Source organism: Acinetobacter sp. TW_SC_4 (assembly GCF_054861205.1).
Genome location: NZ_CM142174.1, coordinates 741,062 through 765,308, shown reverse-complemented (window position 1 = coordinate 765,308; position 24,247 = coordinate 741,062). Strand labels below are relative to the sequence as shown.

The following is a 24,247-nucleotide window of genomic DNA, read 5'->3' as shown; positions in this document are numbered from 1 at the left end:
ACTTAAATTTTCCACGGAAAGGATCCCTATTTATGACGACACGTTTAAAGTCATTTGTCGACATCGCTCCTGATTCAGATTTCCCTTTAGAAAACCTGCCTTACGGTATTTTCAGTGATGCGCAAAACGCCCAACCGCGTGCCGGGGTGGCACTTGGAGAATGGGTAGTTGACCTGGCGGTATTGGAAGCAAAGGGTTATTTAAAGCTGGAACAAGATCAGCAATTTTTTAATCAGCCAACCTTGAATGCCTTTATTGAGTCGGGTAAAGCCAACTGGTCTAAAGTACGTACGGAATTACAAAAGTTACTCTCAGCCGATCATGCCGAATTACGTGACAATCAGGAACTCCGTGATCTGATTTTCTTGAAACAGTCAGACGTCACAATGCATCTGCCGGTGTATATTCCAGGCTATACCGATTTCTATTCATCGAAAGAGCATGCCACCAATGTCGGCTGTATGTTCCGCGATCCGAAAAATGCTCTGTTAGCCAACTGGTCAGAACTTCCAGTCGGTTATAACGGTCGTGCCAGCTCCGTAATTATCAGCGGTACAAAGATCGTGCGTCCATCTGGACAGATCAAATTACCGGATTCTGATCGCCCAGTATTTTCGGCATGTCGCAAACTCGACTTTGAACTGGAAACCGGCTTTATCATCGGCAAGCCAAATAACTTAGGCGAGCCCATTGCGATTGAAAATGCCTGGGACCATATTTTTGGTATGGTGCTATTCAATGACTGGTCTGCACGTGACTTGCAACAATGGGAATATGTGCCGCTAGGTCCATTTAACGCCAAGACTTTTGCCTCTTCGATCTCGCCATGGATCGTAACCATGGAAGCGATTGAACCATTTAAAACCAGTTCACCTGCTCAAGAGCCAAAACCTCTGGCTTATCTGCGTGAAGATAACAGCAGTAATAGCTATGACATTAACCTGTCCGTTGAAATTCAGCCTGAAAATTCAGACCAGGCTGATGTGATCTGTGAGACCAATTTCAAATATATGTACTGGTCAATGGCACAGCAACTGGCTCATCACACCATTGCCGGCTGTAATGTTCAGGTCGGTGATCTGATGGGTTCAGGCACAATTTCCGGTCCTACGCCAAATTCTTATGGTTCATTACTGGAAATTACCTGGAATGCCACCAAGCCACTGACTTTGTCGAATGGTGAACAGCGTACGTTCATTCAGGACGGCGATACCGTGATCATGAAAGGTCATTGTGAAAAAGATGGCCTGCGTATCGGTTTCGGTGCTGTGAGCGGCAAAATCCTGCCAGCGATTGATTTCGATTTTACTGAATAGTTCGGGGTGAAATCATAGCCATGCAACTGTATACCTATTTTCGTAGTTCAGCCGCTTACCGGGTTCGTATTGCGCTCAACCTGAAAGGACTCGAAGCAGAACATATTCCAGTTCATCTGGTGAACAATGGCGGCGAACAGCATAGTGAAACATTTCGTCAGGTCAATCCAGGTGAACTGGTGCCTGCCTTAATTGAAGATGATTTCACGCTGACCCAGTCGCTCAGCATGATTGAATATCTGGAAGAAAAATTTCCAAAAAACAGCCTGTTGCCCAAGGATTTGCAACAGCGTGCGCTGATCCGGGCCTTTAGCCTGAACATTGCCTGTGACATTCATCCACTCAACAATCTGCGTGTGCTTCAGTACCTGACTAAAATTCTGAATGCCAGCGATGAACAGAAAACTGAATGGTACAGACACTGGGTCATCACCGGTTTAAAAACACTCGAAGCTCAACTAACACATTCAAATGGCCAATTCTGTTTTGGAGATCAACCGAGCCTTGCAGATTGCTGTCTGATTCCACAAGTGTATAACGCTAAACGTTTCAACATCGCTCTTTCAGATTTTCCAAAAATTGAATCGATTTATGCCCATTGCAATTCACTGGACGCTTTTCAAAAGGCTGCACCTGAAGCCCAGCCCGATGCAGCATAAGAATATATAAGGATATAAACATGACTATTCAAATCGAAAAAATTCACCATGTCGCCTACCGCTGTAAAGATGCCAAAGAAACCGTGGAATGGTATAAAAAGAATCTGAACATGGACTTTATTCTGGCTTTTGCCGAGGATCATGTCCCGTCTACCAAAGCTTTCGACCCCTATATGCATCTGTTTTTAGATGCAGGCAATGGCAATGTGTTGGCCTTCTTTGAACTGCCTACCCAACCGGAAATGGGTCGCGATGAAAATACCCCAAAATGGGTGCAGCATATCGCCTTAAAAGTGAAGGATCGCCAAGCACTGGTTCAAGCTAAAGAGCATCTGGAAGCCAATGGCGTAGATGTACTGGGCATTACCAATCACGGCATTTTCCATTCGATTTACTTCTTTGATCCAAATGGTCACCGTCTGGAACTGGCATATGATGATGAAAAAGCACCTCAGAAAATTGCCATGATTACCGAAGAAATGAAGTATGACATGCTGGAACAATGGAGCAAAACCAAACGTGCACCATCACATACGCACTTCCTGCATGCAGATGAATTAGACCATAGCGCTCGCGAAGCCAAGATGGACGCTTGAATTTTAAGAAAAGGATTTCTGATGAATAAAGTCGTTGCCAATGCTCAGGAAGCTTTAGCGGATATCGTGGCAGATCATCAAACGCTCGCCGTTGGCGGATTTGGTTTATGCGGTATTCCTGAAGCGCTTATTGAAGCTTTAAAACATACCGGTGTCACTGGTCTCACCTGTATTTCCAATAATGCAGGTGTGGATGATTTTGGTTTGGGCAAATTGCTGCAAACCAAGCAGATCAAAAAAATGATTTCTTCTTATGTCGGTGAGAACAAGGAATTTGAGCGCCAATATCTGAATGGTGAGCTGGAAGTAGAGCTGACGCCACAAGGTACACTGGCAGAAAAACTGCGTGCGGGTGGTGCTGGAATTCCTGCTTTCTACACCCAAACCGGTGTCGGCACATTGGTTGCTGAAGGCAAAGAAGTCCGTGAATTTGAGGGTAAAGAATTTATCCTGGAAAAGTCATTAACCGTAGATGTGGCACTGGTCAAAGCCTATAAAGCAGATAAGGCCGGCAACCTGGTCTTCCGTAAAACTGCACGTAATTTCAATCCCGAATGTGCCATGGCCGGGAAAATCACTGTGGCTGAAGTTGAACAAATCGTAGAGATTGGTGAACTTGATCCCGATGATATCCATCTGCCTGGAATCTATGTGAATCGAATTGTCGTTAATGCTTCACCAGAAAAACGCATTGAACAGATGACCTTAAAGGCGGGAGCATAATCATGGCTTGGACTCGAAATCAAATGGCTCAACGTGCAGCACAGGAACTGGAAGATGGGTTCTATGTCAATCTTGGTATCGGTTTACCAACACTGGTGGCCAACCATATTCCGGATGATATCAACGTCTGGCTCCAGTCTGAAAATGGCCTGTTAGGCATTGATGAATTTCCAACTGTAGAAACCGTTGATGCAGATCTAATTAATGCAGGTAAACAGACAGTGACTGCCCGTAAAGGTGCTGCCTTCTTTTCCAGTGCGGATTCCTTTGCCATGATTCGCGGTGGACATGTCAATATTGCGATTCTGGGGGCAATGGAAGTTTCCGAAAAGGGTGATCTGGCAAACTGGATGATTCCAGGCAAGAAAGTCAAAGGTATGGGCGGTGCCATGGATCTGGTAGCCGGTGTGCAGAAAGTCGTAGTCCTAATGGAACACACGGCTAAAGATGGTACCTCGAAAATCATTCCTCAATGTACTTTGCCGCTAACAGGTAAAGGTGTGGTCAACCGGATCATCAGTGATCTCGGTGTTATAGATATTACTTCACGCGGAGTGGTTCTGGTAGAACTGGCTCAAGATGTCACGCTGGAGCAGATTAAAGCTGCGACTGGAGTTGAGCTGATTACGGATAGACTTGAGGCTGCCTGATCTGCTTCTACTGAATAATCAAAGCAGCAAAAGCTGCTTTGATTATCTTCTGAAAATATTGCTTTAGCATCGTAATTACACTGAAGATAAATAATATTTTTCTATAATATTCAAACTCTTGCTGTATAATTTTAAAAATCACAATAAAATCTTATGAATGTAATTCACCTTATTGGATCAAATAAAATTATCTTTATTTCTATTCAAATAAGTTTGCAGAAAAACTATTTTTTTCGGTTTATTGTTTTTTTATTAAGCTCAATAAAACTTATAAAATTTAAGATTCAGAACTACTCTCATACCTATTTATATTTAAATTGATCACTAAAGATAATAATGATAACAAAATTTTAATTAGTAGAAAAAATACTCAATAAAAAAGCCACTTAATATAAGTGGCTTTTTTATAACAAGAATTTTGGTGGAGATGGCGGGAGTTGAACCCGCGTCCGCCAACACTACGCTCGAGAATACTACATGCTTAGATATCGTCTATTATTTTAACACCAAGAGACCCGACGAACAGGGTTCAAGGTGCGATCCTCTAAATTTGGTATAAAGCCCCGAGGCTTGACTCTATACGGACTTGTGTGCGTTCGCTTCAGTCGGGATCTCTAACCACAAGTATTCAGAGATGCGGACAAGCAGCCCTTAGGCTGCTAGAGCGTAAGTTTCGTCGTTTGCGACTATTAAAATGCAAATTTGATTTACGAGAGAAAATGCGCTCTCGGCATGCATCTATGAGTTTCATCATCGGCGTCGAAGCCAAGAACATCCCCAAAGTACAAGCTCATCATAGCATAACTGGCAAAAAATACGATGCATTTTCTACACAAATACACTTTTGAATGCGCCTGATTACATAATTGCGCTAATATTTCATAATTCAAGTCAACATTTAAAAAATTATGAGCTATTTATTGGCACTCGATCAGGGAACGACGTCTAGCCGTGCAATCATCTTTAATGAGCACGGACAGATTCAGGCAACAGCTCAACGCGAAACCCATATCCAGACCCCACACTCCGGTTGGGTCGAACAGGATGCACAGGAAATCTGGAGCTCGCAGATTGCAGTAGTTCAACAGGCATTAGCCACTGCCCGGATTCTGGCGAAAGACATTAAAGCGATTGGCCTGACCAACCAGCGTGAAACGACTGTGGTATGGGATCGTCGTAATGGCAAACCTCTTGCGCCAGCGATTATCTGGCAGGATCGTCGTGCAACAGACTGGTGTAATTTGCTCATTCAGCAAGGCCAGATGGATCAGGTACAACGAAAAACCGGATTACGGATTGATCCCTATTTTAGTGCCGGGAAACTGGTCTGGTTATTAGAAAATATTGATGGCTTACGTACACTCGCAGAGCAAGGTCATGTGGCTTTTGGCAACATTGATAGCTGGCTGATCTGGAACCTGACTCAAGGTGCTGAGCATATTATTGAAGCGAGTAATGCTTCCCGCACCATGTTGATGAATCTGCAAACTCAACGCTGGGATGACGAACTACTCGACCTGTTTAATATCCCCGCTTCAGTTCTGCCACGAATCATCAGTTCTGATTGTCATATTGCAGATACGGCACCGGGTTTATTAGGGGCTACGATTCCCATTACCGGTATTCTGGGTGATCAGCAATCTGCCTTATTTGGCCAGTCTTGCTTCGAACCCGGTATGGCAAAAAATACCTATGGCACCGGCTGTTTTATGCTGTTCAATACCGGTCATGATATTCAGCTCAGCCAGAACAAATTACTTTCTACCCTCGCCTGGCAGGCACAGGAACAGACCAGTTATGCCCTGGAAGGTAGCGTTTTTATGGCCGGTGCTGTGGTGCAATGGCTACGTGATGGGCTTGGCATCATTCAGAAGAGCAGTGATATAGAGAAGTTGGCCTGTAAAGTTAAAGATACCGACGGCGTGGTCTTAGTTCCTGCTTTTACCGGACTGGGCGCACCGCATTGGGATAGTGAAGCGCGTGCCCTGCTGTGTGGCATGTCGCGTGGAACCAATAAAGCTCATATTGCCCGAGCTACACTGGAGTCCATTGCTTTTCAGGTCTCCGATGTACTGACGGCCATGCAATCCGATATTGCTCATCCTCTAAAAGAGCTACGCGTCGATGGCGGTGCCAGTTGTAATGATATGTTGATGCAGTTCCAAGCTGACTTGCTGAATGTGCCTGTCTTGCGTCCAAAAATGCTGGAATCCACCGCTTGGGGTGCAGCAGCGATGGCAGGTTTAAAGTCAGGGGTATTTTCTAATTTAAATGAAATTTCTCAATCCTGGCAGCTAGATCGCGCCTTTGAACCGAAAATGCAGTCCGATGAACGTGAAGCCCATTTGGCCAAATGGCAAAATGCCTTAAAACGGGCCAAATCAGATTTATAAGATCGAAAAAAACCGCTAAATAGTTAGCGGTTTTTTTATTTTGGAAAATATTAATGTGATGGCATTCCACCCACACCCGCTTTTGGTCGTGGTGCCAGCCAGACGATTAAGGCGGCAAAAACAAAGACCATCGCCAGTATTAAAAACAGGTGATTAGCTGACAGGGTTAATGCTTCTTTATCCACCAGACTTGAAATATAACCCAAGGCACTATCCGAACTCATGCCCTGAGCCATCAAGGTATTCTGGGTTTCCTCGACATTCAGCTTACCGACCAGCTCACTGCGTGCCACTTTACTATGATCATCCCAGATCGTGACTGCAATTGAAGCCCCGATCGCTCCAGCCATAGTCCGCAAAAAGTTCATTAAGCCTGCTGCTGATGCCATTTCCTGAGGCTGTACTGAGGCCAACGCCATATTGGAGAGTGGAATGAAGAAGAATGGCACCGCAAAACCTTGCAGAATCTGTGGCCAGGCCAATGCCATAAAATCCGCATCCGTAGTCCAGAATGCCCGCATCAAAGTCACAACGGCAAGCAAGGTCAAACCGAAACTCGCCAGAATGCGCTGGTCATATTTGGTCGCCATCTTCGCCACAATCGGTGACATCAATAGGCTACCAAAACCCATAGTCGCGGTTAGATAACCTGCCCAGGTGGCCGTATAACCCAGATTAATCTGCACCCACTGTGGAATCAGTACAATACTGGAAAAGAAGGCACCGAAGGCAAATGCCAATGACAGTACAGCAAAGGTAAACCCGCGATATCGGAAGATCCGGATATCTACGATCGGATGCCGTTCAGTCAGTTCCCAGATGGTAAAAATGATTAAACCAACTATGGCAAGCACCGCCAAGGTTCCGATAAAGGAGCTGCTAAACCAGTCATGTTCATGACCGAGATCTAACATTAATTGCAGCGCACCAATCCAAAGAATCAGTAAGAACAAACCACCTTTATCAATCTTCAAGGCATTGGTTTCAGTTTCAGCTGGTTTTAATAGCTTCAATGCAGCCAGACCGCAGAATAGACCTACCGGAATATTGATAAAGAAAATCCAGTGCCAGGACAGATTATCACTGATGGTACCACCGAGAATTGGACCAAGAATTGGACCGACAACGGTGGTCATCGCCCACATGCCCATCGCTTGGGATTGTTTTTCAGGTGGGAAGATGCGTAGTAATAGAGTCTGGCTCAGCGGCATGATTGGACCGCCAAACAGTCCCTGCCCGATCCGGCAAAATACCAGCATTTCCAGACTGGTTGAAATCCCGCACAGAATTGAAAAAATGGTAAAGCCGAGCAAGCAGACACCAAAGAGTCGAACACTACCAAAGCGACCCGCCAGCCATCCCGTCAAAGGTACACAGATCGCTTCTGCAACTGCATAAGACGTAATGACCCAGGTGCCTTGCGAGCTGGACACTGCCAGACTACCGGTAATATGCGGCACCGAGACATTGGCAATGGTCATGTCCAGCACGACCATGAAATTGGCCAATGCCAGCACAAAGGCCGCCAGCATCAGCTTGCCGCCGGTCAGATTCCCATATGGAACATATTTATTCATCGGGAATTACTTCTTAAAGTGGATTTCAGCTTCCATCGACAGACCCACACGTAGTGGATGCTCGGCCAGTTCTTTCGGATCCAGCTGAATACGGACTGGCAAACGCTGTACCACCTTAATCCAGTTGCCTGTGGCATTCTGAGCCGGAATCAGAGCAAACGCTGAACCTGTACCGCCAGAGAAACCCACCACAGTGCCGTGATACTTCACCGATTTACCATACAAATCAGACGTCAGTTCAGCTTTCTGCCCGACACGGACGTTTTCCAGCTGGCTTTCTTTGAAATTGGCATCAACATAGAGCTGATCTACTGGTACGACCATCATTAGCATTGTACCAGGCGCAACACGTTGACCCACCTGAATGGAACGGCGTGAAACCACTCCATCAAAAGGTGCTTTAATGACAGTACGTTCTAGATCCAGCTCGGCCTGTTTCAGTTTGGCTTCAGTGACTAATACATCAGGCGTTGAGTTTTCATTCGCACCTTGAATCAAGGCTTCATTCGCCGCTAAATTGCTTTGTGCGGCTCTCTGACTGGATCTTGCTTGTGCCAGCCCCGCTTCAGCAGAAGCTACGCCTGCTTTGGCAGTATCCAATGCAGATTGTGCGGTACTGAGTTCTTCTTTAGACACTGCACCGCTCGCACTGAGTTTTTCACGACGCGTATATTCATCTCGTGCTTTATGCAAGGCTGCCTGAGCCTGAGCTAGCTGAGCTTCAGCACTGCGAATTGCATCATCACTCACCCCAATCTGTGAGCTTAAAGCCCCGCTATTGGCCGCAGTCTGTTTGTACTGGCGCTTGGCTTTGGTTAATTCCGCACGTGCCTGAGCCACTGCAATTTTGGCATCACGGTCATCAATTCTGGCCAGGATATCGCCCTGTTTGACCGCTTGGGTATCATGCACCAATACTTCAGCGACCTGGCCACTCACCATAGACGTGATAGAAGCCGTTTCAGCACCCACATAGGCATTTTCAGTACTGACTGAATTGTTCAGAAAGAATTTCCACACCAGAAACAGCACCAGTGTAATCACCATAAGGATGGCAACAATACTCAGGGCCTTTTTACGTTTATTTTTTAAAGCTTGATCCGAAGTTGCATCAGATGCGTTTTCTGGCAGGGTGTCTTGTACATCTGTCATTGATTTTTTCCTAAATCCAACAGACTTGGTCACGCAGCCACACTGACCAGCACTGACATGAATGTATAATAGATTCATATCCCGTTTATTGATCAATGGGTAAAATGAGAAAGCCGTATTAATTTAATTTTCATGCATTCTAATAATAAAAATTAGAAAATATGCAAAAAAATATTACTCGGAAGTTTAAAAAACTAAGCCCCTATTCCAGGAATAAGAGCTTAGTTCGGGCCCAGAATGAGCCAGGATCGAGGAGATAAACTTAATTAATAGGCATATGAAGCAATCGCTGTGGCAATCGGCTTGTCATCATCGTTGACCATGGTCATGCGCATGGTGCAGCCCTTACGCCCCAAACGTAAGGTTTCTGCACGGGCAATAAAATATTTACCACGACCGGGTGCCAGATAATCCACGCGCATATCTACCGTCGCCAGACGTGATACCTTTTTAATCGTATCGGCAATGGTTTCCGGTTCGGCTTTCTTATACAGCTCACCCATCGCCACAATTCCGCCAATACTGTCGAGTATGGTCGCTGCAAGACCGCCATGCAGAATCTGAAAAGCCACATTGCCAATCATGAAATCCTGCATTTCAACATATGCTTCGATCTGACCATCGACCACCCGCATGGTCATGCCATTATGCTTAAAAAAAGGAGAGGTATTAAAAGCGTGTACCAACTGGTTTAAGACCACTTCAATATCCACTTTTGCACCTAAATGTATATTACCTGTCCAATTTCTTTCTGTCTTAGTCATAAGTCTGCCCGAAGCTACAACAATAAAAAACCGCTAATTTATGCCCAAAAAATTCAGATAGGGTTACAATAGGGGCCTAGTTTAATACTGATTACTGAGATTTTTATGACCTATACGTTCAATCGTCCCGCGTTTCCTGCAACTCGCATGCGTCGTATTCGTAAAAATGAGCATTTACGTTCTATGGTACGTGAAACCCATCTCAGTGCTGATCACTTGATTTATCCAGTATTTGTGCTTCCGGGACAAAACCAGACCCAAGACATTCCAAGTATGCCAAATGTGCAGCGCCTGTCTGCTGACTTGTTGTTAAAAAAATCAGAACGTTTGCTCGAACTAGGTGTCAATAAGCTGGCGCTGTTCCCGGTTACACCCCAAGAAGATAAAAGCCTGACTGCAGAAGCCGCTTGGCATGAAGATGGTCTGGTACAGAAGACCGTTCGTCTGCTGAAAAAAGAATTACCGGAAATGGTACTGATTACCGACGGCGCGCTAGACCCTTATACCACGCATGGCCAGGACGGCATCATTGATGAAACCGGCTATGTCCTGAATGATGAAACGGTTGAAGCACTCATCAAGCAAACTTTAAGTCATGCCGAAGCCGGTGCTGATATTGTAGCGCCAAGTGACATGATGGATGGCCGCATCGGTGCAATTCGTCAGGCCTTTGAACAGAATGGCCATATCTATACCTCTATTATGGCTTATTCAGCCAAATATGCGTCTAGCTTCTACGGTCCATTCCGTGATGCTGTCGGTTCGGCTAGCAACCTAAAAGGCGGCAATAAATACAATTACCAAATGGATTTCGGTAACCGTGCCGAAGCATTGCATGAAATTGCACTGGATATCCAAGAAGGTGCAGATATGGTGATTGTTAAACCGGGAATGCCGTATCTGGATGTGGTTCGTGAAGTCAAAGATACCTTCGGTATACCCACCTTTATTTATCAGGTTAGTGGTGAATATGCCATGCTGGCTGCTGCAATTCAGAATGGCTGGTTATCTGATAGTGTAATTCTAGAGTCCCTGATGTGCTGCCGCCGTGCCGGTGCAGATGGTATCTGGACCTACTTTGCGGAAGAAGCGGCGCTCAAACTGAAAGACATGAAATAAAATAGAAGGACCTTGGCGCAATGCATATCGCCATTATCGGAGCAGGCATCACCGGCTTGATGTCAGCTCTGGAATTGCTTGAACAGGGATGTTCTATTACGATTTTTGATCAGCAAGCGGCTGGACAGGCAGCCTCTTGGGCCGGAGGCGGTATCCTCTCCCCAATGTATCCCTGGCGTTATCCCGATGCCGTTAATGCTCTTGCCCGCTATGCCAAACCGCTGTATCAAGCCTGGAACCAGAAACTGCAACCGATTACCGGGATTGATTTCCAGATCCATGAAACCGGTATGCTGATTTTTGATGAAACGGATTTTGAAATCGGACTGCGCTATGCCGAGCAATATCAGGATCCACAGCAACATGCAGAATATCTGAATCAGCCTCAAATCCAGCAAATCAATTCCAAAGTAGATCCGAAATTTAAACAGGCGATCTATTTTCCAGAACTTTCCAATATCCGCAATCCGCGACTGTTACAGTCCATTATTGCTTACCTTAAACAGCATCCGCGTGTCACTTGGCAAGAGCATTGCAATATTACTCAGCTAAATATCCAGCAAGATCATGTACACAGTGTTTCCACTAAAAATGGCCTGAGCTTTAAAGCAGATCAGTTCGTCATTGCCACCGGTGCATGGTCTGCACGCTGGTCTGAACAGCTCGGTCTGGACATTCCAGTTCATCCGGTTCAAGGCCAGATGTTGCTCTTTAAAACGCCAGAAAACTGGCTGCCAACCATGTGCATGAACAAGGTCATGTACCTGATTCCACGTCGTGATGGGCATGTGCTGTGTGGTTCCAGCATGCGTCAGGTCGGTTTTGATACCTCGTCTTCTGCTGAAATTCGTCAGGATATTTTAGCTGCTTGCTTGGAAATGGTGCCGGAACTGGCAGCTTTTCCGATTGTGAAACAGTGGGCTGGTCTACGCCCAAGCTCACCAGATGGCATTCCCTATATCGGCAAAATTCCGCATCTAAACAATCTCTGGACCAATTTTGGCCAGTTCCGTAATGGCTTATGTATGGGTGCTGCTTCTGGAAAATTGCTGTCTCAGTTAATCCTGGAGCAACCTACCATCGTAAATCCACAGCCTTATAATCCGGTACAGCGTTTACAGCCACACTCTTTAACGGTTTAAAATTTCAATCAAGGCTTCTTTCAGTGTCGGATAGCTAAATTCAAATCCAGCTTCCTGCAAAGCTTTGGGCTGAACATATTGACCATTCAGAATCAGTTGTGACTGTTCACCCAGCATCATTTTCATACTACATGCTGGTAACGGTAATAAAGGTTTTCGTTTCAGCACCTGTGCTGCGATCCGGGCAAACTGCGCCTGACTGACTTTTTCAGGTGCCACCACATTAAATACCTGTTGCTGGGTCGACTGCTGCATCAGGAATTCGATCGCCCGCATGACATCCTGTAAATGTACCCAGGTCACCGGCTGACGCCCGTGGCCAATCCGGCCAAACATATTCAGCTTAATTGGCAATAACATCTGCGGAAGAATCCCGCCACCTTGGCCAAACACTACAGCAAAGCGAACAATTTTGGTGTCCTGCCCCGTATAAGACAAGGCCAGTTTTTCCCATTTCTCACACAGTTCTGACATAAAAATGGATTGTGGCGGACTTTGTTCAGTACACACTGTATCCCAGCGTTCTTGCGGATCGATTCCGTAGTAGCCGATCGCTGAAGTCGAAATAATACGTTTGGGTTTGATCTGATTTTTTTCTAGATAGTCATATAACTTCTTGGTGGTATTTAACCGACTATCCAGCAATTTCTTTTTGCGTGCGGCTGTCCAGCGACCCTGCCCGATACTTTCACCAGCCAGATTAATCACATAGTCAATCTGATGATTTTTCAATTCTTCCAGATCATTAATCCAGTGAAAATCAGGATGCTCTTCTCGCAATTTTTTCTGCCGGGTCAGGCCGATTACCGCATAATCACGAGCCAGTAAAAATTTCACCAGATGGCTGCCAATAAAACCGCTGGCGCCTGTCATGAGGACTACAGGTTTATACATGGTTATTCTGAGCCATTATTATTGTATTGCTCAAATTATACGTCACTTCTGATTTTCTATCAGCCTGATTTAGCATTTTGAATTTAATCTCAACAATTTTGATATAAAGAGCAGGAAATCCTAGCCAAACATTTTTGCTGCCATACGCTGTGCCTGTTTGCCATAAAACCAGTAGGTCAGCAGATAAAGCGGAATCGCGATGAGCAGGAACATGATCACGACAATACTCATAAATTGAGGCTGTTGCAGATATAGTAAAAAGTCCTGCCAGGCATTCGGATTGGAACGCGTCGCAATAGCAATCCCTAGAATTAAAAATACCAGATTATAGCCCCAGTAAATCAGACTGAATCCTAAGATGAATTTTTTACGTTCTGCTTGGGTTGGCGCCCGTTGTTCCTTTTTTAAAAAATTAAACAGTACCCAGATCATCGCTACCAGATAAGGCACAATGGTTAATACTGCGCCCATGCCAGTCGGCATTAACGCCGCCACAACCCCGCAAATGCAGGTAAAAATAAAGCATAGGAAGAAAAACCAGAGAAAATAGCGAGTTAGAGACACCATTAGCAGGACTCAAGGACAATTAATCAACTAGTATAAAAAAAATTAATTTTTTTTTCATTTTATTGTCAACCTAAAGCGAGATGCTGACGTTATATAGGGTACAAGGTTCGGAAATTTGGACTGGCATCCACAAATTTTCGTTCTCTTTGCTAAAGCAATAAGTCCAGTGTTTTAGAAAATTTTGAATAGCAGCCAAAATTTTCACTATACACAAATCTTTGACCGACGATTTCATCATCACTCGAATCGTCGGTTTTTATTTTTTGGACGAACCGTTTTTAACAATTCGCCTGCCAATCTTTATTAGCTTCTTATGCAGCATAAAATAATGATTGCCTGTAGTTTTTCAAGTCTGTTTTTAGCAATTTTTATAAAAATATTGGTTCTGCTATTCAGATGTTATGAAATTGCCTGAAGTAAGATTTAAAATAAAAACGCTGTATTCAATACTTTATATATAAACATCATATTTTATTGATTTCACAAGTATTATTCTTATATTCAAAACTACGCTGAAAATAGTTTCAATGAAGTGTAGCAATGAAATAGATCAAAATATTTTTTTCAAGTAGATTTTTAGCTGGGCTTTTTTCTATAGTAGGAAGGCAAAAATAAAGGTGGGTATACATGGCAGTTCATTTTCTACATACTTCTGATTGGCATTTGGGACAGTTTTTCCATAACCATGACCGTGAATTTGAACATGCACAATTCCTGAATTGGCTCCTTGAACAAATCAAGGAAAAACAGCCACATGCTCTACTGATTGCCGGTGATATTTTTGATGTCATCAATCCCGCTTCCAGTGCCCAAAGACAACTTTATCAATTCCTTGCCGATGCCCATGAACTGGCACCGCATATGCAAACCCTGATGATTGCCGGCAACCATGATTCAGGTTACCGGATTGAGCAGGTTCAGCCTTTATTGACCAAATTCAATGCCAAAGCGGTGGGTATTGTCGGCCGGACTGCGGACAATGCTCTTGATCTGGATCGTTTGCTGGTTCCAATTTATGACCAGCAGCAAGAGATTATTGCCTGGTGCCTAACCCTGCCTTATTTACGTAGCGCCGAAATTACCGGTATTAATGAACATACCCATAATAGCCAGAATGCCATCAGCTATCTGCACCAACAGTTGATTGCCGAAGCCAAAGCACGTAAGCAGCCACATCAGGCACTGATTCTTATGTCACATGCACATATGCAAGGTGGAGAAACTTCCGATTCCGAACGCCCCATTATTGTCGGCAATGAAGAAGCTCTCTCAACGGCGCTATTTGATGAAGTCATTGACTATGTCGCTCTGGGACATCTGCACAAACCACAAAAAGTCGGTCAACCACATATCCGCTATAGTGGCTCCCCAATTCCCCTATCCTTTAGTGAGATCAACTATTCGCATCAGGTTGTTGAAGTCAGAATCGATCCTGAACAAAATGCTGAACAGCGTTTTCAGTTTGAAGCGCTGAAAGTTCCTCGTACTGTCGAGCTATTTAGAATTCGGGAAAATCTGGAAAATCTGCTCAGCAAAGTAAAAGCACTGCCGACTGGGGAAATTGAGCATCTGGCAGCACGACATTTTCTGGAAATTGAATACACTACTGATGCACCGCCACCAGTAGATTTACGTCAGCAGATTGAACAGGCACTGCCGCCAAATCGTTATCGTCTGCTACGCATTAGCCGGATTTATCAACGACAAGCAGAAGATCAGGCCGATAGCTCTAAAATTGACTTGGCACCTCCAACCCCTGAATCACTGTTTTTCAATATCTGGGAAAAAATGGGCTATAGCCAGGATCATTCAGTGCAGCAAGATTTTCAGCAGTTACTGGTCGAAGCCCAACATGAACTTGCACAAAAACAACAAGCTTAGGATCAGCCATGAAAATTATCCGTCTGAGCCTAAATAACCTCGCCTCTCTCGCTGGTACGCATCATATTGATTTTGAATCGAATCCACTGGCGCATGCCGGACTGATTGCGATTACCGGAAAAACCGGTGCTGGTAAATCTACCCTGCTCGATGCCATGTGTCTGGCGCTGTATAACGAAATTCCACGTTTAAAAGGCGCCACAGGTAGCCTGAAAGATGCAGGTGGTCAGGATGTCTCAATCAAGGACTCCAAAAATATTCTGCGCCGTGGCTGCGTACAGGGTTTTGCCGAGCTTGAATTTATTGCCCTAGACCAGAAACGCTATACGGCACGCTGGGAAATTCGTCGTGCCCGGCAGAAAGTGGATGGTAATTTAAAGGTCGATCGTGCCATTACCTGTCTGGATGATCAACGGGTTCTAAACCAGAAGATTTCTGAATGCACGCCGCTGATTGAAAAACTGGTTGGCTTGAGTTTTGAGCAATTTACTCGTGCAGTTTTATTGGCACAGTCCGAAGTTGGCGCTTTTCTGAAAGCCAAAGATAATGAACGTGCCGATCTGTTGGAGTATCTGACCAATTCTCAGATTTTCAGTCTGGTCAGCCAGAAGGCCTTTGAAAAACACAGTGAGGTGAAGCAAAAACGCGCTGATCTGGAAAAATTAATCGGTCATCTGGAACTATTATCTGAAGAAGATATTGCTGCCCTACAGCAGCAACACACGACTTTAAAACAGGTGGTTGAGCATCTAAATCAGAGTGAAAAGATACTGGAAAATGACCTGAAATGGCATCGCCAGCAGCATTATCTCTATACTGAAATTCAGGCCAAAAAAGAAATCTATACGGTTCAGCTGGATGCTGCACAGAAAATGACACCGCAAAAACAGTTATTAGATCAACTGGATCAGTTTCAGCAGATTCGGGAACAGTTTGTCCAGCAACAGCAGTTTCAGAAACAGCGTAGCCATTTACTGACTGAGCAGCAAAACTTTGTTGCCGAATTCACGTCCGTTCAGCAGCAGCGTGATAGTGAGCAGCGCAAGTTGCAGCATATTCAGCAACAGCAACAACAGCAGCAACAAGAGTTCCAGAAGATCAAACCTTATCTGGATCAGGGACTCAAGCTGGATCATGAAATGCTGTCGATTGGCGAGCAGTATAAGCAGCTTTTAGCCGAACAGCAGACCTATAGAACCCAGCAGATTCAGCCTGTTGAGAATCAGCTGGTGCAGACTGAGCAACGTTTACAACAGGTTCAGACTCAGTACCATCAGATTCAAAAGCAACTGGAACAACACAGCTTCTTAGCAGTTTTTGATGACGAGCCACAAGCAACCTTACAACGCTTGCAGGATTATCAGGAACTGCATCAGAAATTCATGCGGCAGCACTCAGCACTTTTCCAATCCAGCCGCACTGAACTGGAACAGCAGCAACAGGCTTTATCTGCCAGCTTGCAGGAATTCACTCAGCGCTATACTCATCTGGACCAGCTTGAACAGCAAGTCCAACAGTTCCAGATCCAACAACAGCAACTCAGTACCCAGCATTCGAAGCTTGAAGCTTTAATGCGAACCGTACAGCAAATGGCTGGCTTAGAAACTGAAAGCCTGCAATTGAATCGCGAGTTAGAAAGCTATCATGACCGCTTAAAGCAATTAGAAGCTGAACTTGTTCAATTACAGCAACAACGTCAGGAAGCAGAACAGGCCTTTGAACAATTGCAACAAGTACTGGCTCAGCAACGTTTATTTCAGGCACAAAGTGTGCAGGAATTACGTGCACAGCTGAAACCAAATGAGCCTTGTATGGTCTGTGGTAGTCATGAGCATCCTTTTGTACAGCATCAGAAACTGCTAGAAAATGCTTTGCAACAACTACATGATCAGCAGCTTCAGGAAGCTCAGAAAAAACTACAGCAACTGACTCAGGCATATCAGCAAGTACAAATCCAGCAATCTCAACTGCAAACCTTAATTGAGCAACATCAGCAACGCAGCAGTCAGCTTAGTACGACACTACAACAGCAGAAGGTTCAGTTGAATCAGGATCTTCAGCAATTTGATTTGCTGTTGGATTTAAGCCAGAGTACAGATCATTTGCAGCAACAGCTTGGCCAGCATGTGCTTCAACTTCAACAAGAACAACAGCAGCTAGCACAAACCCTGCAAAATCAGCAAAGTGACTGGAAACAATGGCGCCAGCAACAGCAACAGCTGGATCAGCTACGTTTTAGCATGCAGCAGCATTCACAGTTAGAACAAATGATTCAGCCGGTTCTTAATCTACTGCCTGAGTCCTTGCAGAAATCCTGGATTACTGATGCCTCATCAAGCTGTCAGCAGTTATCTCAACAACTGCAACGACGTCAGAAACAGTCTCAGGAATTCAAAACCTTGGAGACTCACATGCAAAGCTTAAATCAGCAAATTGAAAAGGCACGTGATCAGCTCAGCCTGCATCAACAATATGATGCTCAGTTACAGCAAAAGATGAATACGGCGCTGAATATGGGCAAAGCACTACGTGAACAGCTCAACCATCTGACCCTCACCCATGCCGGACAGATTTATCCTAAAGCACAGGAATGGCGTGACCATCTGGAGCAACAACAACAAGCGTTGGATGAACAGCTACGGGCACAGAGTCTGATGACCCAGCAGCATGATCAGCATTTGCAACAAGCTGAACTGAAAAAACAGAGTTTCATCACCCAGATTCAGCAACTAGAACAGCAGATTAGGCAATGCCAGCAATCTATTCGAGACTGGCAAAATACACATCCTGAATTTGATGCCGAGCATATCCAGCATTGCCTGGATATTGACTTGCAACAGCATCAGCAAATTCGCCAGCAATTACAGGCACAACATCAGGCGGTTGAAAATGCCAAAACGGCTTGGGACATTCTGGAAGAACAATATCAGCATCATTTGAAGTCCAAGCCTGAACTTAGCTTTGAAGAAGTTGAACTGCGCTTAAGTAGTCTGGCACAGGAAAAAGCTGAACAGGAAAATGCCTGTAATGAAGTAGCCACCAAATTAAGAATACATGCCAATAACCAATCGACCTTACAACGTTACCAGCATCAGATTGAACAGGTCAAAGCTGAAGAATATCGTTGGGGCCGGATCTATGACCTGATCGGCCATAAGGAAGGCACCAAATTCCAGAAAATCGCGCAGGAACATCATCTAGATATTCTGGTCGAATATGCCAATCAGCAATTACAGCCCCTGGCGCCGCGTTATCAGCTGTACCGGATTCCAGACAGTTTAAGTCTGGCGATTATCGATCTGGATATGAACAGTGAAGTACGTCCTGTCCTGTCACTCTCTGGCGGTGAAACTTTCCTGGTCTCTCTGGCTCTGGCCTTAGCGATTGCCAATATGGCTTCCGGCTCTATGAAGCTGGAATCGCTATTTATTGATGAAGGTTTTGGTACTTTAGACCCGGCTTCCTTACATATGGTCATGAATGCTTTAGATCATTTACAGAGTCAGGGCCGTAAAGTGGTGCTGATTTCACATGTACAGGAGATGCATGAACGGATTCCGGTTCAGATTCAGGTGAAACCGGTCGGTGCCGGTGCCAGTACTATTCAAATTATAGGTTAAAGCATGAACTCTACCCCGAACAAGCTCTCGCCCTATTTCAGCTTACAGCTCGAGAGCTTGCGGGGTATCAATGCTATTGTGGTGTTATTCAGTCATAGTTTTCAGGCTTTTATCGCGCCTTTTGATCTGAGTCTATATTCCTGGGTACGTCTATTAGGTCAGGCTGCTGTGATGATCTTTTTTGTGCTCAGTGGCTATTTAATCGGGACTTCGATTCAGAACAACATCCAAAAACATGAAAATTTTAATCTGCGGCAGTATATACGGCAACGTTATCGCCGCATTTTACCGCCCTTTCTGTTTGCATCCGTTTTCAGTCTGATTTTATATGCACTAGCACCTACATTTTTTGCTTCACATAGTCATGAGTTCCAGAACAGTTTTGGCATGATGATTCGGACTGACTATAACATTGATACTCAGGATTTTCTGGGTTCTTTATTCTTTCTCAATGGCTTTATTACACCGACGGTATCTGCCAATGCACCGCTCTGGAGCCTGAGCTTTGAAGTCTGGTTTTATGTGCTGGCCGGATTTCTGCCTTTTTTAAAAGATTCTGCAATTGCTAAAATCGGCTTTTTTATCTTGCTTCTAGGGCTTTCCATACTGAACTTTCAGTTTCTGTTTTATTTTCTGCTCTGGCTAGTTGCCTTTGCCAGTTCATTCCGGCAGATCCAGCTGCGTTTTTTGAGTCGACTACAACTCGTTAAATTAGTGCTCTTTGGCTTGGCGTTTATAATTGCCTGTGCGGATGCTTACCAGTTTCATGTCATTGAACAGGCTGACTTATATCGTGTAAATTATTTTGTGCCGTTTAACCTGTGTATGGGGCTCGCCTTTGTCTGCTGGATTGTGCAGCTGCAACATCAACAAAGCCAATATCAACCAGTTTGGCCTCAGTCTGCAAATTTCTCCTATACACTTTATGTCACTCATTTCCCTTTACTGCTTTTTATTCTAGGCTGCTTTCCTGCAACGCTTGATCATGGTCTTGAGGGTGCCGTTTTATCCTTATTTATGAGCATGTGCAGCTTAATTTTCTTTGCCTGGCTTATGGCCCAATGGCTGGAACCCCAAAGAAAAAAAGCGTTATCAACTACTCTGCAATAACGCTTTCCCAAAACTCAATTGTCAGTACAAATCAGTCCGCTTTTTTAGGACGTGCGCCAAACAAGGCAGTTCCCACACGTACCATGGTAGAACCTGCTGCAATCGCCTCAGTCATGTCGGCAGACATTCCCATACTTAAAGTATCCCAGTCTTCAGGTTTTGCATGTTGGCTTTTGACCTCTTCGAACAAGGCTTTGGCATCCGCAAAGGCTTGGGTATTATCTGGCGCAGGAATCACCATCAAACCACGTAAGCGCAAATTCGGTAATTGACTGACCTGTGTCACTAGTTTTGCTACTTCCTCAGGCTGACAACCGTCCTTAGTATCCTGCCCATCAATATTGACTTGCAGACAGATATTAAGCGCAGCTTGAGAATCACTACGCTGATTAGATAAACGTTCAGCAATAATCAGACGATCCACCCCATGCACCCAGGCAAAATTTTCTGCCAGATGTTTGGTTTTGTTGCGCTGCACATGACCGATAAAATGCCACTCAATATCCAGGTCTTTGAGTGCCGTGATTTTTTCTAGGGCTTCCTGTAAATAGTTTTCACCAAAGGCACGCTGACCAGCCTGATACATTTCTGCCAGCACAGGACTAGGCTGGGTTTTGGAGACGGCCAGAAGTTGCACCGAATCCGGCTCACGCCCCGCCAGAGCGCAGGCGGACTGGATCTGAGCTAAAACCTGATTTCGTGACTGTTGCAGCATATTCATTGATGGGGTTCTCATTTCATGCGGATTTTTTTCCCTTGCTCATCAACTAAGTGTTGGTTAAGCTGTGGGAAAGCCTTATTATTCTAGCAAAATAAATAACATTTTAATGAACTCGGGGACCTTATGGATATTACAGAACTGTTAGCCTTTTCTGCTAAAAATGGTGCGTCGGATTTACACTTATCAGCAGGCTTGCCACCTATGATTCGTGTGGACGGGGAAGTACGCCGCATCAACCTGCCTGCACTGGAACATAAAGAAGTACACAAACTGGTGTACGACATCATGAACGACAAGCAACGCCGTGATTATGAAGAAAATCTGGAAACTGACTTCTCATTTGAAGTTCCAGGCGTGGCCCGTTTCCGTGTGAACGCATTTAACCAGAACCGCGGTGCAGGCGCAGTATTCCGTACTATTCCATCTAAAGTACTGACCATTGAAGATCTAGGTATGGGCCAGATCTTTAAAGATATCTGTGAATATCCACGTGGTATTGTACTGGTGACAGGACCAACCGGTTCGGGTAAATCAACGACGCTTGCAGCGATGCTGGATTATATCAATGACAATCGCTATGACCATATCCTGACAGTCGAAGATCCAATCGAATTTGTACACCAATCAAAAAAATGTCTGATCAACCAGCGTGAAGTGCATCGTGACACGCATGGATTTAATGAAGCATTACGTTCTGCATTACGTGAAGACCCGGATATTATTCTGGTCGGTGAGATGCGTGACCTTGAAACCATCCGTCTGGCATTGACTGCTGCAGAAACCGGTCACTTGGTCTTCGGCACCCTGCATACCACCTCAGCGGCAAAAACCATTGACCGTGTGATTGACGTGTTCCCTGCTGAAGAAAAAGACATGGTCCGTGCCATGTTGTCTGAATCGCTGCAAGCCGTTATTTCACAAACCCTGTTGAAGAAAAATGGGGGTGGTCGTGTGGCTGCACACGAAATCATGATCGGTATTCCAGCCATCCGTAACCTAATCCGTGAAAACAAAGTAGCACAGATGTACTCTGCGATTCAAACCGGTGCTAACTATGGCATGACCACGCTGGATCAAAGCCTGAAAACGCTGGTATCGAAAGGTATTATCAGTCCGCAAGTTGCCCGTACTGCAGCAAAACAGCCTGAATCATTCTTATAAAAATAATTAATTTTTTGGGGTTTTATCATGGACTTTAACGGCTTACTCAACTATATGGTAGAGAAAAAGGCCTCGGATCTGTTCATTACAGCCGATGTTGAACCCTCTATCAAGATTAACGGTCAGATTGTACCGATTGGCTCGGTGAAATTGCCGGGCGCGGCTGTGGGGCAGCTACTTAACTCAATCATGACCGAGAAGCAGCGCAAGGAATTTGCTGACACACGTGAGTGTAACTTCGCCATCAGCAATCCGGACAAATCGGCACGTTTCCGTGTCAGCGCATTCCAGCAACGCGATCAGCCAGGCATGGTACTGCGCCGTATTGAAACCGTCATTCCGACCATGGATGAGCTGAAGTTACCGCCTATTCTAAAAGAACTGGCGATGACCAAACGCGGCATCATTATTTTTGTGGGTGCAACCGGTACCGGTAAATCGACTTCCCTCGCCTCTTTGATTGGCTACCGTAATGAAAATTCCAAAGGTCATATCATTACCATTGAAGACCCGATCGAATTTGTGCACCAGCATAAGGGCTGTATCATTACCCAACGCGAAGTCGGCATTGATACTGACTCCTTTGAAGTGGCATTGAAAAATACCCTGCGTCAGGCACCAGACGTGATTCTGATCGGTGAGATCCGTTCTCGCGAAACCATGGACTATGCGATTGCCTTTGCGGAAACCGGTCACCTAGTTTTTGCGACCCTGCACGCCAACAACGCCAACCAGGCCATCGACCGTATCATTCACTTCTTCGAAGCCGACCGTCACAGCCAGCTGTTTATGGATCTGTCCCTCAACATGAAAGCCATTGTGGCACAGCAACTGATTCCTACTATTGATGGTAATGGCCGCCGTGCAGCGATTGAAATCCTGATCAATTCGCCATTGATTGCGGATCTGATCCGTAAAGGTGATGTGCATGAGATCAAGGATCTGATGAAACGTTCACGTGAACTGGGCATGCAAACCTTCGACCAGGCATTATATGACCTGTATAAGGCCAAGCAGATTAGCTATAAAGATGCACTAAAACATGCTGACTCACCAAACGACCTGCGTCTGCAAATCAAACTGTCAGAAGAAGGTGGAGAGCATTTATTACGTGCGCATTCCAATATTACTTTTGACGGTCAAACCTGATCATTTTCCAAGCATAAAAAAACAGGCTTTTAATAAAGCCTGTTTTTATTTCAGCCGAAAGCTGAATTATTTCTTACGGTAAGCTTCCTGACATTCAGGCGCGTCACAATAACCGTAAAGATTAAGTGAATGACCAGTCAATGCAAAACCAAATTTCTTCGCAACTTCGTGCTGTTCATGTTCAATAACATCATTTGTAAATTCAACGACTTTGTTGCAATTTTGACAAACCAAGTGATCGTGATGATCTTCCTGCATAATTTCAAAAACTGAGTGATTATTTTCAAAATTATGACGTTCGATAATCCCTGCTGCCTCAAATTGTGTTAACACACGATACACAGTTGCAAGACCCACATCTTCCCCTTGTTCGAGTAAAGTCTTATAAATGTCTTCAGCGCTAAGGTGATGCCGTCTAGAGTTTTCTAATAGTTCTAATATTTTAATTCGTGGAAGGGTAACTTTCAGTCCAGCTTTTCGTAAATCTTGGTTTGAAATAGGCATGTAAAAAGGTCTCTCAACAAAATCAAAGTTGGAATAGGCAACAAAGTTTAGATGCAGTATGATCTATCCTTGGATCAAATGCATCATAATTAATTTGGGATAGTGTAGCAAAATGCAAAAAATCATGCTGACGTTATTCGTCACTTCATTGCTTGTCGGCTGTTCGACATTAGGTGTGTACAAAGTTGATATTCCTCAAGGAACACCTTTAACTCAAGCACAAGCCTCTAAAATTCAGGTAGGAATGAGCCACCAACAGGTGCGTTTCCTGCTCGGTAGTCCAACAGTATCTGATCCGCTCAATCCGCTACGCTGGGACTACATCTACAACTATACCCCAGGAACCTATGCTAAAAAAGCCAAGATCCCAGCAGCCCAAGGCCAGCATCTAAAAATTTACTTTAATCAGTCTGGTATCGTAGAACGTATTGAAGGTCTGGAAACCATTCCAGAATCTCAGCCAGGTCTACCAGGTTCCAAAGAAGCGATCTTAAATGCTCCACCACTATAATCGGTTTTGCATAAAAAAACCCCTGTATGATCAGGGGT

21 protein-coding genes and 1 other RNA gene are annotated in these 24,247 nt (G+C 44.7%); 14 read left to right on the top strand and 8 right to left on the bottom strand.

The genetic code is table 11. The features are described 5' to 3' along the window. The first annotated feature begins 32 nt into the window (after positions 1–32). The 5 genes from fahA to ACWM1W_RS03620 are packed head-to-tail and all read left to right on the top strand — an operon-like array spanning position 33 to position 3,944. Positions 33–1,316, top strand: coding sequence for a fumarylacetoacetase (gene fahA / locus ACWM1W_RS03640; protein ID WP_375725774.1), 1,284 nt, complete (start codon positions 33–35; stop codon positions 1,314–1,316). A gap of 20 nt (positions 1,317–1,336) precedes the next feature. After that, a complete protein-coding gene (gene maiA, locus ACWM1W_RS03635) occupies positions 1,337–1,975 on the top strand; it encodes a maleylacetoacetate isomerase (protein WP_214001502.1) in 639 nt (212 codons plus the stop codon). 20 nt (positions 1,976–1,995) lie between these two features. Further along, entirely contained in the window at positions 1,996–2,571 is a 576-nt protein-coding gene (locus tag ACWM1W_RS03630; protein ID WP_004783206.1) for a VOC family protein, read from the top strand. 21 nt (positions 2,572–2,592) lie between these two features. Then, positions 2,593–3,294, top strand: coding sequence for a CoA transferase subunit A (locus tag ACWM1W_RS03625; protein ID WP_461603301.1), 702 nt, complete (start codon positions 2,593–2,595; stop codon positions 3,292–3,294). Between the two features lie 2 nt (positions 3,295–3,296). Beyond that, positions 3,297–3,944 carry a CoA transferase subunit B gene (locus tag ACWM1W_RS03620; RefSeq protein ID WP_375725773.1) on the top strand — a complete coding sequence of 216 codons (648 nt, stop codon included), beginning with the start codon at positions 3,297–3,299 and terminating at the stop codon, positions 3,942–3,944. Between the two features lie 419 nt (positions 3,945–4,363). Here the strand turns inward: ACWM1W_RS03620 and ssrA are convergent. After that, positions 4,364–4,723, bottom strand: a transfer-messenger RNA (tmRNA) gene (gene ssrA, locus ACWM1W_RS03615). Between the two features lie 129 nt (positions 4,724–4,852). On the opposite strand from ssrA, the gene glpK reads away from it, so the two are divergent. Next, positions 4,853–6,337, top strand: a complete 1,485-nt coding sequence (gene glpK, locus ACWM1W_RS03610) for a glycerol kinase GlpK (protein ID WP_375725772.1) — start codon at positions 4,853–4,855, stop codon at positions 6,335–6,337. A 50-nt stretch (positions 6,338–6,387) separates the two neighbouring features. On the opposite strand, the gene ACWM1W_RS03605 is transcribed toward glpK, so the two are convergent. The 3 genes from ACWM1W_RS03605 to ACWM1W_RS03595 all read right to left on the bottom strand — a co-directional run bounded on the left by ACWM1W_RS03605 (position 6,388) and on the right by ACWM1W_RS03595 (position 9,830). Then, positions 6,388–7,914, bottom strand: coding sequence for a DHA2 family efflux MFS transporter permease subunit (locus ACWM1W_RS03605; RefSeq protein WP_180031914.1), 1,527 nt, complete (start codon positions 7,912–7,914; stop codon positions 6,388–6,390). Between the two features lie 6 nt (positions 7,915–7,920). Next, positions 7,921–9,066: an HlyD family secretion protein gene (locus ACWM1W_RS03600; RefSeq protein WP_313398220.1), complete on the bottom strand. Its 1,146-nt coding sequence runs from the start codon at positions 9,064–9,066 to the stop codon at positions 7,921–7,923. A 266-nt stretch (positions 9,067–9,332) separates the two neighbouring features. Continuing rightward, positions 9,333–9,830, bottom strand: a complete 498-nt coding sequence (locus ACWM1W_RS03595) for a thioesterase family protein (protein WP_034703122.1) — start codon at positions 9,828–9,830, stop codon at positions 9,333–9,335. A gap of 105 nt (positions 9,831–9,935) precedes the next feature. On the opposite strand from ACWM1W_RS03595, the gene hemB reads away from it, so the two are divergent. Together hemB and thiO are read left to right on the top strand one after the other, a co-directional pair. Beyond that, positions 9,936–10,949 carry a porphobilinogen synthase gene (gene hemB, locus ACWM1W_RS03590; RefSeq protein WP_034171477.1) on the top strand — a complete coding sequence of 338 codons (1,014 nt, stop codon included), beginning with the start codon at positions 9,936–9,938 and terminating at the stop codon, positions 10,947–10,949. 20 nt (positions 10,950–10,969) lie between these two features. Next, positions 10,970–12,091 carry a glycine oxidase ThiO gene (thiO, locus tag ACWM1W_RS03585; RefSeq protein ID WP_313398216.1) on the top strand — a complete coding sequence of 374 codons (1,122 nt, stop codon included), beginning with the start codon at positions 10,970–10,972 and terminating at the stop codon, positions 12,089–12,091. On the opposite strand, the gene ACWM1W_RS03580 is transcribed toward thiO, so the two are convergent. Both ACWM1W_RS03580 and ACWM1W_RS03575 read right to left on the bottom strand, forming a co-directional pair. After that, complete coding sequence (locus ACWM1W_RS03580; RefSeq protein WP_375725771.1) at positions 12,080–12,985, bottom strand: TIGR01777 family oxidoreductase; 906 nt, start codon at positions 12,983–12,985, stop codon at positions 12,080–12,082. The two genes, thiO and ACWM1W_RS03580, sit on opposite strands and share 12 nt — an antisense overlap. 120 nt (positions 12,986–13,105) lie before the next feature. Further along, positions 13,106–13,552 carry an ABZJ_00895 family protein gene (locus tag ACWM1W_RS03575; RefSeq protein WP_375725770.1) on the bottom strand — a complete coding sequence of 149 codons (447 nt, stop codon included), beginning with the start codon at positions 13,550–13,552 and terminating at the stop codon, positions 13,106–13,108. 627 nt (positions 13,553–14,179) lie between these two features. Between ACWM1W_RS03575 and ACWM1W_RS03570 the strand changes: the two genes are divergently transcribed. The 3 genes from ACWM1W_RS03570 to ACWM1W_RS03560 are packed head-to-tail and all read left to right on the top strand — an operon-like array spanning position 14,180 to position 20,163. After that, a complete protein-coding gene (locus ACWM1W_RS03570; RefSeq protein WP_375725769.1) occupies positions 14,180–15,433 on the top strand; it encodes an exonuclease SbcCD subunit D in 1,254 nt (417 codons plus the stop codon). Positions 15,434–15,441: 8 nt separating this feature from the next. After that, on the top strand, positions 15,442–19,053 hold the full coding sequence (locus ACWM1W_RS03565; protein ID WP_375725768.1) for an AAA family ATPase: 3,612 nt from the start codon (positions 15,442–15,444) through the stop codon (positions 19,051–19,053). A gap of 3 nt (positions 19,054–19,056) precedes the next feature. Further along, a complete protein-coding gene (locus tag ACWM1W_RS03560) occupies positions 19,057–20,163 on the top strand; it encodes an acyltransferase family protein (protein WP_375725767.1) in 1,107 nt (368 codons plus the stop codon). 31 nt (positions 20,164–20,194) lie between these two features. Here ACWM1W_RS03560 and ACWM1W_RS03555 read toward each other — a convergent pair whose 3' ends face one another. Next, entirely contained in the window at positions 20,195–20,884 is a 690-nt protein-coding gene (locus ACWM1W_RS03555) for a YggS family pyridoxal phosphate-dependent enzyme (RefSeq protein ID WP_005234319.1), read from the bottom strand. A gap of 123 nt (positions 20,885–21,007) precedes the next feature. Here ACWM1W_RS03555 and ACWM1W_RS03550 point away from each other — a divergent pair, with 123 nt between their 5' ends. Beyond that, positions 21,008–22,045 (top strand): type IV pilus twitching motility protein PilT, encoded by a 1,038-nt coding sequence (locus tag ACWM1W_RS03550; protein ID WP_004783232.1) that lies wholly within the window; start codon positions 21,008–21,010, stop codon positions 22,043–22,045. A 27-nt stretch (positions 22,046–22,072) separates the two neighbouring features. Then, positions 22,073–23,194, top strand: a complete 1,122-nt coding sequence (locus tag ACWM1W_RS03545; RefSeq protein WP_004783234.1) for a PilT/PilU family type 4a pilus ATPase — start codon at positions 22,073–22,075, stop codon at positions 23,192–23,194. A 66-nt stretch (positions 23,195–23,260) separates the two neighbouring features. On the opposite strand, the gene fur is transcribed toward ACWM1W_RS03545, so the two are convergent. Further along, on the bottom strand, positions 23,261–23,698 hold the full coding sequence (gene fur, locus ACWM1W_RS03540) for a ferric iron uptake transcriptional regulator (protein WP_004783237.1): 438 nt from the start codon (positions 23,696–23,698) through the stop codon (positions 23,261–23,263). A gap of 112 nt (positions 23,699–23,810) precedes the next feature. On the opposite strand from fur, the gene ACWM1W_RS03535 reads away from it, so the two are divergent. Next, complete coding sequence (locus ACWM1W_RS03535; RefSeq protein WP_004783238.1) at positions 23,811–24,209, top strand: outer membrane protein assembly factor BamE; 399 nt, start codon at positions 23,811–23,813, stop codon at positions 24,207–24,209. Positions 24,210–24,247 lie beyond the last annotated feature (38 nt).

Bases quoted from the DNA above. Each gene is read 5' to 3' on its own strand.
- fahA (WP_375725774.1), top strand. From the start codon at position 33: ATGACGACACGTTTAAAGTCATTTGTCGACATCGCTCCTGATTCAGAT.
- maiA (WP_214001502.1), top strand. From the start codon at position 1,337: ATGCAACTGTATACCTATTTTCGTAGTTCAGCCGCTTACCGGGTTCGT.
- ACWM1W_RS03630 (WP_004783206.1), top strand. From the start codon at position 1,996: ATGACTATTCAAATCGAAAAAATTCACCATGTCGCCTACCGCTGTAAA.
- ACWM1W_RS03625 (WP_461603301.1), top strand. From the start codon at position 2,593: ATGAATAAAGTCGTTGCCAATGCTCAGGAAGCTTTAGCGGATATCGTG.
- ACWM1W_RS03620 (WP_375725773.1), top strand. From the start codon at position 3,297: ATGGCTTGGACTCGAAATCAAATGGCTCAACGTGCAGCACAGGAACTG.
- glpK (WP_375725772.1), top strand. From the start codon at position 4,853: ATGAGCTATTTATTGGCACTCGATCAGGGAACGACGTCTAGCCGTGCA.
- ACWM1W_RS03605 (WP_180031914.1), bottom strand. From the start codon at position 7,914: ATGAATAAATATGTTCCATATGGGAATCTGACCGGCGGCAAGCTGATG.
- ACWM1W_RS03600 (WP_313398220.1), bottom strand. From the start codon at position 9,066: ATGACAGATGTACAAGACACCCTGCCAGAAAACGCATCTGATGCAACT.
- ACWM1W_RS03595 (WP_034703122.1), bottom strand. From the start codon at position 9,830: ATGACTAAGACAGAAAGAAATTGGACAGGTAATATACATTTAGGTGCA.
- hemB (WP_034171477.1), top strand. From the start codon at position 9,936: ATGACCTATACGTTCAATCGTCCCGCGTTTCCTGCAACTCGCATGCGT.
- thiO (WP_313398216.1), top strand. From the start codon at position 10,970: ATGCATATCGCCATTATCGGAGCAGGCATCACCGGCTTGATGTCAGCT.
- ACWM1W_RS03580 (WP_375725771.1), bottom strand. From the start codon at position 12,985: ATGTATAAACCTGTAGTCCTCATGACAGGCGCCAGCGGTTTTATTGGC.
- ACWM1W_RS03575 (WP_375725770.1), bottom strand. From the start codon at position 13,552: ATGGTGTCTCTAACTCGCTATTTTCTCTGGTTTTTCTTCCTATGCTTT.
- ACWM1W_RS03570 (WP_375725769.1), top strand. From the start codon at position 14,180: ATGGCAGTTCATTTTCTACATACTTCTGATTGGCATTTGGGACAGTTT.
- ACWM1W_RS03565 (WP_375725768.1), top strand. From the start codon at position 15,442: ATGAAAATTATCCGTCTGAGCCTAAATAACCTCGCCTCTCTCGCTGGT.
- ACWM1W_RS03560 (WP_375725767.1), top strand. From the start codon at position 19,057: ATGAACTCTACCCCGAACAAGCTCTCGCCCTATTTCAGCTTACAGCTC.
- ACWM1W_RS03555 (WP_005234319.1), bottom strand. From the start codon at position 20,884: ATGAATATGCTGCAACAGTCACGAAATCAGGTTTTAGCTCAGATCCAG.
- ACWM1W_RS03550 (WP_004783232.1), top strand. From the start codon at position 21,008: ATGGATATTACAGAACTGTTAGCCTTTTCTGCTAAAAATGGTGCGTCG.
- ACWM1W_RS03545 (WP_004783234.1), top strand. From the start codon at position 22,073: ATGGACTTTAACGGCTTACTCAACTATATGGTAGAGAAAAAGGCCTCG.
- fur (WP_004783237.1), bottom strand. From the start codon at position 23,698: ATGCCTATTTCAAACCAAGATTTACGAAAAGCTGGACTGAAAGTTACC.
- ACWM1W_RS03535 (WP_004783238.1), top strand. From the start codon at position 23,811: ATGCAAAAAATCATGCTGACGTTATTCGTCACTTCATTGCTTGTCGGC.